We start from the raw sequence: 7,690 nt of genomic DNA, 5'->3' as shown, positions 1-7,690 counted from the left end.
TAAGTAGGGTAGGGGAAGAACGTATAGGTATGTAATTTACGCGCATAAAGGCTTTGAAGGGACTAAATCTAAGCTCAGATTCTCTTGGTTCTTATGTCATCTCTCCCTTTGTCCTATGTGTAGCCTGTATATCGTCATCCTCAAAACAATCTGCTAACTTTTTGTAACAAAAAAACTGCTCACAATTCCTTGAACTCCAAACTATCTATATCACTAAATACTAAGGGGGGCGCATAGCTGGCCTAAACTCTCTTTACAGAAAACAAAAAAACAAAACGCTGCATAAGAAAAACTCAAATGCTTGAATTTTTTCTTTCAACGTATGCGCTGATATTTGCTTGCATATCGTCTTAAAAATCCATTTTCCACCAAGATTCGTCTTAATCTCGCAAAATCTAAAGTAAAAAGGCTACATATTTTTGATGTTTCCGTTTCGCGATAGTTTTTCCTATTTTAAATGCTTCTGCAATTTTTGTAAGTATATCTTCTGTTTCTAAATGACGATCGCTAAAAATTTCCATATTTCGTACATTTTTATCTTCTAGCGCTTGCCATAATTTATCGATTGCTTGAAATCTCTTTGTTGTGTTTTGAATAAGACCAAGGTTTAAAAGGCGATTAATAGATTTGTGAATGTTTTTGGTCTCTGAATTGACAAGTTTGAGGATATCAGAAAGAATTTTAGCACCAAGTATAATAACAGTATAGACAGCGCGTAGTGTCGGTGAGGTCATGGCAGAAATGAGCGAATTATAAGAAAAATGATTTGGCTGTATTGCACATGGATATCAATAGAATATTATTCGTGCAGAATGTAGCTACCTTACGCTTGTCTACCCCATAATCCTTTAAGCTATGAGACAATTTGCAACGGCGTTTACAGAGCAATCTTTAGAGACCGTTTTGAGCTTTTTTGCCGCAGAGTGTGTTACAAAATCATAATTGAGCCATTTATGGCGAAGTGTTTTGAGTGCTCTTGTTGTGCCACCGGTTGCAAAAACTATATGTGACATGGAAGCTGCTTATTTTTTCGTTTGCATGAGGCAAAGGCAAGAAGCAAAGGCGGAGGCACCAACAATCATGCAAAAGGTGAAAGCGATATGATTGTTGAAATGGCTGATAATCCATCCACTTGTCCATGAGCCGGCGGCTTGGCCAATATTTGAAATAACAAGAATATAACTGAAAAGAACACTGGCAGAGAGGGATGGGGTTGTTTTCCCTGCTTGATAGTATATTTCTGGAATCATGACAGATTCATAGACACTGTAGGCAATTAATGCAGTCACAGCGGTAAAGACCCCACCCATGAGGAAAAATGAGGAGAAACTTCCCATAAGCCATAATAGGTAGAAAGTTGATTTATCGGAAAGGCTGAGATGTTTATTGATTATTCCTTGTCAAATACAAATACTGATGCCAACAATTGAAAAGAAAATTCCACTATAAGGGGCGAGATTTCTGTCAAATTTACTGAGAAGTGTTGTGGTGGTGATGAAAATTCCCATGAGGAATGCACAAAGCAAAGCCGTGACCAGCAAATAAGCAATAGAACGATTATGTATTATTGTTTTTAAAGAAGAAAGAAGAGCTTTTTTTGTTTTTTTATTCTTTTCAAGAGATAATGTTTTATGCGGGTAATGATAAACAATTTGAATGGATAGAACACAAAGATACAAACCAATGAGTGCAAAAAAAGCCATTAAGAAGGCCGATGCGTTGTATTTTATGGCACTCGTTGCAACAAGAGGGGCGATAACGACAGCAGCATTTTGAAAAAAAGAATAGAGAGTTAATGCGCGTTTAAGAGCATTTTCATTGAGATGTTCTGATAAAATTTCTCTCAAAAATGGCTTTGAAATTGCTTTCGAAAAAGCCATTAAGGTAAAAAAGATCAACCATGCAGAAGGTGTGAGCGATAGGATAATGCACACAAAAGCGCTACTCCTTAAAATAAAGGCGGTAGCCATTAAGAGTTTACGCGAAAATCTTTCTAATAAACCTGTTGTGGTTACCATGAGAATGCTTTCAAGGATTACCGATCCAGCGAGATAAAAAGCAACATTGGCAGAAGTTATGAGAGAAGAGTTTCCAAGCAGAGGGAGTACAAAGAAAAAGGAAAATTCAGAAAAAAAACTGTGCTATAGATGAAAAAAGGAATTTTATTTTTGCCCATGGAATTTCCATAGAAGTGTTGTTAAATGATCAAAGACATTTTGTTGTATCTTTTGAGGAAGTTTTGCCAGCCCTATTTCTGCTGTGCACATTTCGTTGAAATAGTATCTTTCTTGATTCACTAGCCAGTCCAATGCAAGAATATTGTTTTTTCTACGATGTTTTTAGAAATATCGAGCATGATTTGGATTGAGCAACAACACTGTGCCCGGATGTTCGCGTAACAATCGTAAGATCATTGAGACCTTGATCCTATATCTTCTCCTGATGGTTTTGACTGTTTTTAACCCCATTTGATAACCCCCCAATCCTTTTTGATAACAAATTGGCACTCCGCATTCTTGTTCTTCCCCATTGCATCTCTTGCGAAGAGAGCACGCTAATCTCATCTCCATAGATTGTCAACATATGAATGGGATGAATGATTTTGTAACCTTTTAATGAAATTATATTTTTTAGTGGAAGGTTATTCATTCTCTTGAAATAGAGAAGAAAAACGATAGAGTTCGCTAATCATTTTTCAATTCTCTTTTAGCGCATGCGTTGATATTTTCCTCCATGGCGTTGTAAAAAACCTCTCTCAACAAGAGTGCGTCGTAATCGGGCAAAGTCTATCGTAAAGAGGTTGCATATCTTGGAAACTTCCGTTTCGCTATAGATTTTTCCCATTTGAAAGGCTTCACCAATTTTTGATAGCATCTCTTCTGTTTCTAAATGGCGGTCGCTTAAATTTTTCCTCTCCCGCTCATGTTTATTTTCTATCATTTTCCACACTGTCTCTTCGGCTTGAAATCCTTCTGTTGTGTTGTGAATAAGTCCAAGATTCAAAAGGCGATTGATGGATTTGTGAATGTTTTTGGCATCTGAATCGACATGTTTGAGGATATCAGTAAGATTTTTTGCACCAAGGATAATGGTGGCATAAACAGCGCGCAGTGTCGGTGACGTCATGGCAGAGATCAGTGAATTGCGGGTATTACGTTTGTGAAGGGTTTCTTTTCCCATGGGCAAAAGATCGTTGCGAATGGGAAGTTCATTGATTTCTATGAGTTCTGCTTGTAGTGATTGTGCGCGTACAATTTGTTCGGCTGGGGTGCGTTTGCGAATAATTCCCAGACCACCTTGGCGATATTTGTGGTTTTCGGGGAGTGTTAAAGCCTCATAGGAGCCATCAAGCCGGTAGAGAATTTCTTCCCAGATGGGAGTTCTAACACGTCGAACCCGTTGTTCGCCATTGAGAGCAATTGTTGTTGTCATGGTTGGTTCATGCAGACATAGATAACCACCAGCGGTGATGTGTTCCCAAACTGTGGTAACAAATCGCACATCATCTGCGGGCGTTCCAGCATCAAGCCAAACAAAATCTATTGGTCCCCAAGATTTGAGGGTGCTTTCATCAAGAGAGAAAAAATTCTCATGGATAAATGTTACCATGTTTTTTTCAATACCGTCTTGAAGCAGTTTTTGCCATGCTTCTTCGGCTGATTGGCCTTCTGCTGAAAAATCATCAATAGTGATAAGCCGTGGTTCGTAATTTTCAGGAATCCCTGAAGGATCAAGCAAAGCTGTACGCTCTTCCCAGGTGGAAGATTCTAAAAGTTTTTTATCTTGTTGCCATGATAATTTCGCTTTTTGAAGTGCTTTTGCGATAAAGCGCGTACTATCACCAGCACCGATTTCAATGACTGTGCGCGGGTCTTGCCATTTGAATAAGCGCATGGATAAGTTGAGCACTATTTTCTGTTCCCATGCCAGGTCTTATCAGCTGCATCTTTTTATCCTTATAATGTGAGCAATCGTAGCATTCCTGCTTTTATAAGAAACTTTATTGAATCCTCTAGCGGGTATTGAAGATGCATTGGGGTGGCGGCTTGCTGCAAGAGATGTTTTGTTTTTTCATGAAGCCGGATTGTGCGTCCATTAAGTTGATTAATGGCAAGGAACCCAAGAGAAGAATCGATGATACGACATGTTGTCTCTCGTAAAAGAGCTGTTGCATCATTTTCTGAAAAGGCTTTTTGATCTGTTTCGATGAGACCGTGTCGTAGCAGTGATATCAAAAGACTTCCAGAGGCAAGAAGAGTACCATTGAGTTTGATTTCTTTTAAGGATTGGACAAGGCAGCCTTCACGAAGTGCTTCAAATATGGGAAAGTCGAATCCGCCAAATGTCGCTCCTTTTGTAGAAACAATGGTGATGGGTTGTATTTGCCGTTTGCCAATGAGTGCTGGTTTGTTTCTCGTTATCTGTACGTCCTTTGCCCATTGAACGCGTGATAAAGGATTGAGTTCACGTGGGTAGACAGCGAAAGAATTGATGGCTATAGGTGGTGTTGGTTTTTGCAGTTCAAGTGTGTGGATGCTTTCATTCAAGTCATGTAGCATATAGTCTGCCAGTTGCCATACATAACCACCTGTTCTATTGTAAAAGTTTAAGCCTATAGGGTCTTGTTGCATGATGTTAAACTGTTTTCTTCTGCTTTGAAATATCAAGTTTTGGCAATGGTTGTTTGCTGGGGTTGTTTGCTCTTCCACACGAGAATGGTTTATCAAAATTCCATTGCTTGGTATGGGTTGCATGGAGATACAATAATGCGATCAGGTGATGATTTTTATGCCATTTTGGGGCATGTTTTTTTTCGAGAGAAAAGATGGCAAAGTTTTCTAGGCATTATCCCATTCCTTTTTTTGCAGAGCGCGGTTTAACATAAAGCCTAATAGTCCTGTGATCATGGTGGCAATGCCGATGATAAGGAGGGTGTATTGGGTGTGATGCACTTTTACAAAACCTGCACTGATAAAACCAATACACACGGCTGTTTGTATGATAAAGATATAGGCGGGCATTTGACTGTTTCGCTGTTCTTTCTGAATGGCTTTCATCATAAAACTTGCCATTAGTGCATTTTGCACACCGTTGGCACTCCCAAGGATAAAAAATGACAGCATCATGAGCCATATAAGTGGTGTTAAGGAAAAACAGAAAATGGCCAAACCAATGGTTGCAGCAGCCAGTGATGCTCCAGCGGCATTGCCAAGGCGGTGGAAAAGGCTAGAGAAACAGAGTGGACCAACCACAAGGCCAAGACTGATCATGCTGCTGATCATTCCATAAGTTTGTGCACTGAAGGATAGCTCGGTGCGGATGCGGACAATCGACAATACATTGAGGGTGGAGGTGAGGATGATGGTAATGATGAGGGGGGCAAGAGCAGAGACAACCTTTTTTTTACGCAAGAGCCCTTTTAAATCTAGGCCCTTTTTGGTTGGCTGTGTTGTGCTTGTTGTTGGCACATGCATTTTTAAACTTTTAAAACAGCAAGTGGTGATTAAGGCGGCACAGAGAACCATGATGGATAGTGCAAAGAGCCCTTTTTGCCCGTTTGATAAACCATACAACATGCCTCCTAACAGTGGTCCAGCAATATAGCCAAGATTACGGACTGTTTGGATAATGCGGTTGATACGGTCTAATTGCTGATCATTTTTTGCGAAGTCAGGTACGGCAACGAGGATAGCAGACCAAAACAGTGAACCTGCACAACCCAGTGCGAAAGAAAGAGCAATATAAAACCAAAACTGGTTGGCGATTGCGGCTGTAGCTATGAAGAGTGCTTCAAACAATAAAACAACAGTCACTGTGTGCGCTGGCTGGAAGCGGTGCAAAAGACGCGGGGCAATGGGACCTGCACAAATTCCTCCTATAAGCCCTGCAAAAAGCAGCATTGAAATGGAGGCTGTACTTTCTGCTAAGTGTAAAGCAAAAGTGACTTGAGCCGTTTCATCGGCAAAGCTGCTTAAGCCCAAAACAAGAAAAAGTCCTATTTGGGCGAAAATTATGGATTTTTTCTTTGTCACAATGCTCCCCAAGATGCTAAAGCTTTTACGGTTTTTAAAATTTCCTGCTGTGCATATTTATATGGGGTATCATTTAATTTTACTAGATCTAGTTTTTTTCCTGATGAAAGTTGAGAAAGGAAATGCTCTAGATGAGAGCTATATTCAAAGCTTGCACAATGTCCGTTTGCTGCGATGAGCAGTTCTTTTGTTTCAGTTAAGGGTACCCATTGGAGGGTTGCAGATGCGCGAAGAGTGATTTCATTTTCAATCTCAGAGACGTCAACAAGAGGGCGCTTGACACATAAACGTGAACTTGTATCACAAATTAATTGAGAAACCAGCATATGGCGTTTTAAGGTACCATTTGCGATGGCGGAGTTTAGTGCAGAGTGTTGAAAAGCATTATCAGGGTTTAAATTTGCTCTTCCTGATGCGCGGATATCATGTCGCGTTTGATCATCAAGATGGAGTAAATGCGTGACATAATTTTTATGATGTTGTGCATCGTGTGCTGTTTCCCAAAAAGCAATATTGATATTTGCCGCGATATTTTTTCCAGTTTCAGCAACGTGGAAAGCATCATGGGGAAAGTAGGCAACACGGTCTGTACGGTTTTGCAGCGCAATTGCTGTTAATTTATGCGCTTCATATTCAGGATATTTTAGCCCTTGGAGGTCTTCTCGTGTACTGGGCCATGCAAACATTGTTTTGCCATCCTGTAGAGTAAAACCAAAATTATGAGCGTGATCCACATGTATCCCAACATGGGTGGAGGAATATCGGCCGATGAAGCAGTCAATATCCACGCGTCCACCAGGCCTAAAACCTAAAGAATGAGCTAATTGATCTGAAAACTGTTTTGCCACATCCCATAGAACAGGGGTTGCAGCGTATAATCCATAATACATGACCGCCCATTCTTGTCCTTCGGCATATTGGTCAACGCGGGCAGTATATTCTTCTATAGTTCTATCCGTATCTAAAACAAGAAAGTTTGAAAGAGGACGTGGACTCCGCACTCCATTAACCACTGTTACTACTTCGGATTTAGGATTAAGAGCTAAGAGTTTATGAGGATGTAGAGCGTATTGTCTTAAAGCATTCAAAACATCCCTTTCATTGAAAGGGATGTACGAAATTGACAATTCAGCTGCTTGCTTAGCCCAATTTTTTTGAGAAAAGCCCTCTGAAAATAACTGAAACATGCTATTAAACAAGCTTAATTTTTAAAGATGGATGGATAAGCAGATTTGCATCAACAATACATCATTAAACTTCCAGCGAATCATTCATATTAAGCTCATCAAGCTCACTTTGATAAATTTGAATATCGTTACGCTGTGCATACTTAGTAAGCATTGCAGTTGGCACAACTTCATCAGCAGCCAATTCAATAACATTTTTTACTTTATTAAGTGAAATATTCATATATTTCCCCCCTTATAGTTGATAAAAAAAACAATGATGACCAAAATAAAAAAATTACCACTTATTTCCTCTTAGTATGGATTTTATTTTTGTCAAATGTCATGTTGATTGCAAAGAGCATTTTAAATAAGAGGGCTGAATTTTAGAGTGATTAAGAAGAATTTACAAAAAAAGCTGCACTATGCGTGCAGCTTTTTATGTATTTGCTTTAAAGGCAGACGTTTTAAAGCATGAAAGTGTCCTTACGG

10 protein-coding genes are annotated in these 7,690 nt (G+C 39.6%); all 10 read right to left on the bottom strand.

Features of this window, described 5'->3' with window-relative positions; genetic code table 11:
* Positions 1-315 precede the first annotated feature (315 nt).
* The 10 genes from ACFILT_RS00760 to ACFILT_RS00715 all read right to left on the bottom strand — a co-directional run bounded on the left by ACFILT_RS00760 (position 316) and on the right by ACFILT_RS00715 (position 7,442).
* Positions 316-417 (bottom strand): DUF2087 domain-containing protein, encoded by a 102-nt coding sequence (locus ACFILT_RS00760; RefSeq protein WP_375612583.1) that lies wholly within the window; start codon positions 415-417, stop codon positions 316-318.
* Complete coding sequence (locus ACFILT_RS00755; RefSeq protein WP_375679152.1) at positions 396-734, bottom strand: hypothetical protein; 339 nt, start codon at positions 732-734, stop codon at positions 396-398. Before ACFILT_RS00755 ends, ACFILT_RS00760 begins: the two co-directional genes overlap by 22 nt.
* Positions 735-848: 114 nt before the next feature.
* Positions 849-1,013 (bottom strand): hypothetical protein, encoded by a 165-nt coding sequence (locus ACFILT_RS00750; RefSeq protein WP_375679151.1) that lies wholly within the window; start codon positions 1,011-1,013, stop codon positions 849-851.
* A gap of 9 nt (positions 1,014-1,022) precedes the next feature.
* Positions 1,023-1,289, bottom strand: a complete 267-nt coding sequence (locus ACFILT_RS00745) for a hypothetical protein (protein WP_375679150.1) — start codon at positions 1,287-1,289, stop codon at positions 1,023-1,025.
* A gap of 111 nt (positions 1,290-1,400) precedes the next feature.
* On the bottom strand, positions 1,401-2,078 hold the full coding sequence (locus ACFILT_RS00740) for an MFS transporter (protein ID WP_375679431.1): 678 nt from the start codon (positions 2,076-2,078) through the stop codon (positions 1,401-1,403).
* A 628-nt stretch (positions 2,079-2,706) separates the two neighbouring features.
* Complete coding sequence (locus ACFILT_RS00735; RefSeq protein ID WP_375679149.1) at positions 2,707-3,909, bottom strand: DUF2087 domain-containing protein; 1,203 nt, start codon at positions 3,907-3,909, stop codon at positions 2,707-2,709.
* Between the two features lie 47 nt (positions 3,910-3,956).
* Positions 3,957-4,754, bottom strand: coding sequence for a hypothetical protein (locus tag ACFILT_RS00730; RefSeq protein ID WP_375679430.1), 798 nt, complete (start codon positions 4,752-4,754; stop codon positions 3,957-3,959).
* 84 nt (positions 4,755-4,838) lie between these two features.
* Positions 4,839-6,032 carry an MFS transporter gene (locus ACFILT_RS00725; RefSeq protein WP_375679147.1) on the bottom strand — a complete coding sequence of 398 codons (1,194 nt, stop codon included), beginning with the start codon at positions 6,030-6,032 and terminating at the stop codon, positions 4,839-4,841.
* Positions 6,029-7,219: a hypothetical protein gene (locus ACFILT_RS00720; RefSeq protein ID WP_375679146.1), complete on the bottom strand. Its 1,191-nt coding sequence runs from the start codon at positions 7,217-7,219 to the stop codon at positions 6,029-6,031. Before ACFILT_RS00720 ends, ACFILT_RS00725 begins: the two co-directional genes overlap by 4 nt.
* Positions 7,220-7,283: 64 nt before the next feature.
* Positions 7,284-7,442 (bottom strand): hypothetical protein, encoded by a 159-nt coding sequence (locus tag ACFILT_RS00715; RefSeq protein ID WP_375618735.1) that lies wholly within the window; start codon positions 7,440-7,442, stop codon positions 7,284-7,286.
* Positions 7,443-7,690 lie beyond the last annotated feature (248 nt).

It is taken from the genome of Bartonella sp. AP7XZML (genome assembly GCF_042195745.1).
Classification (GTDB): domain Bacteria; phylum Pseudomonadota; class Alphaproteobacteria; order Rhizobiales; family Rhizobiaceae; genus Bartonella.
The sequence above is the reverse complement of the archived record's forward strand: the minus strand, read 5'-3'. Positions and strand labels throughout refer to the sequence as shown.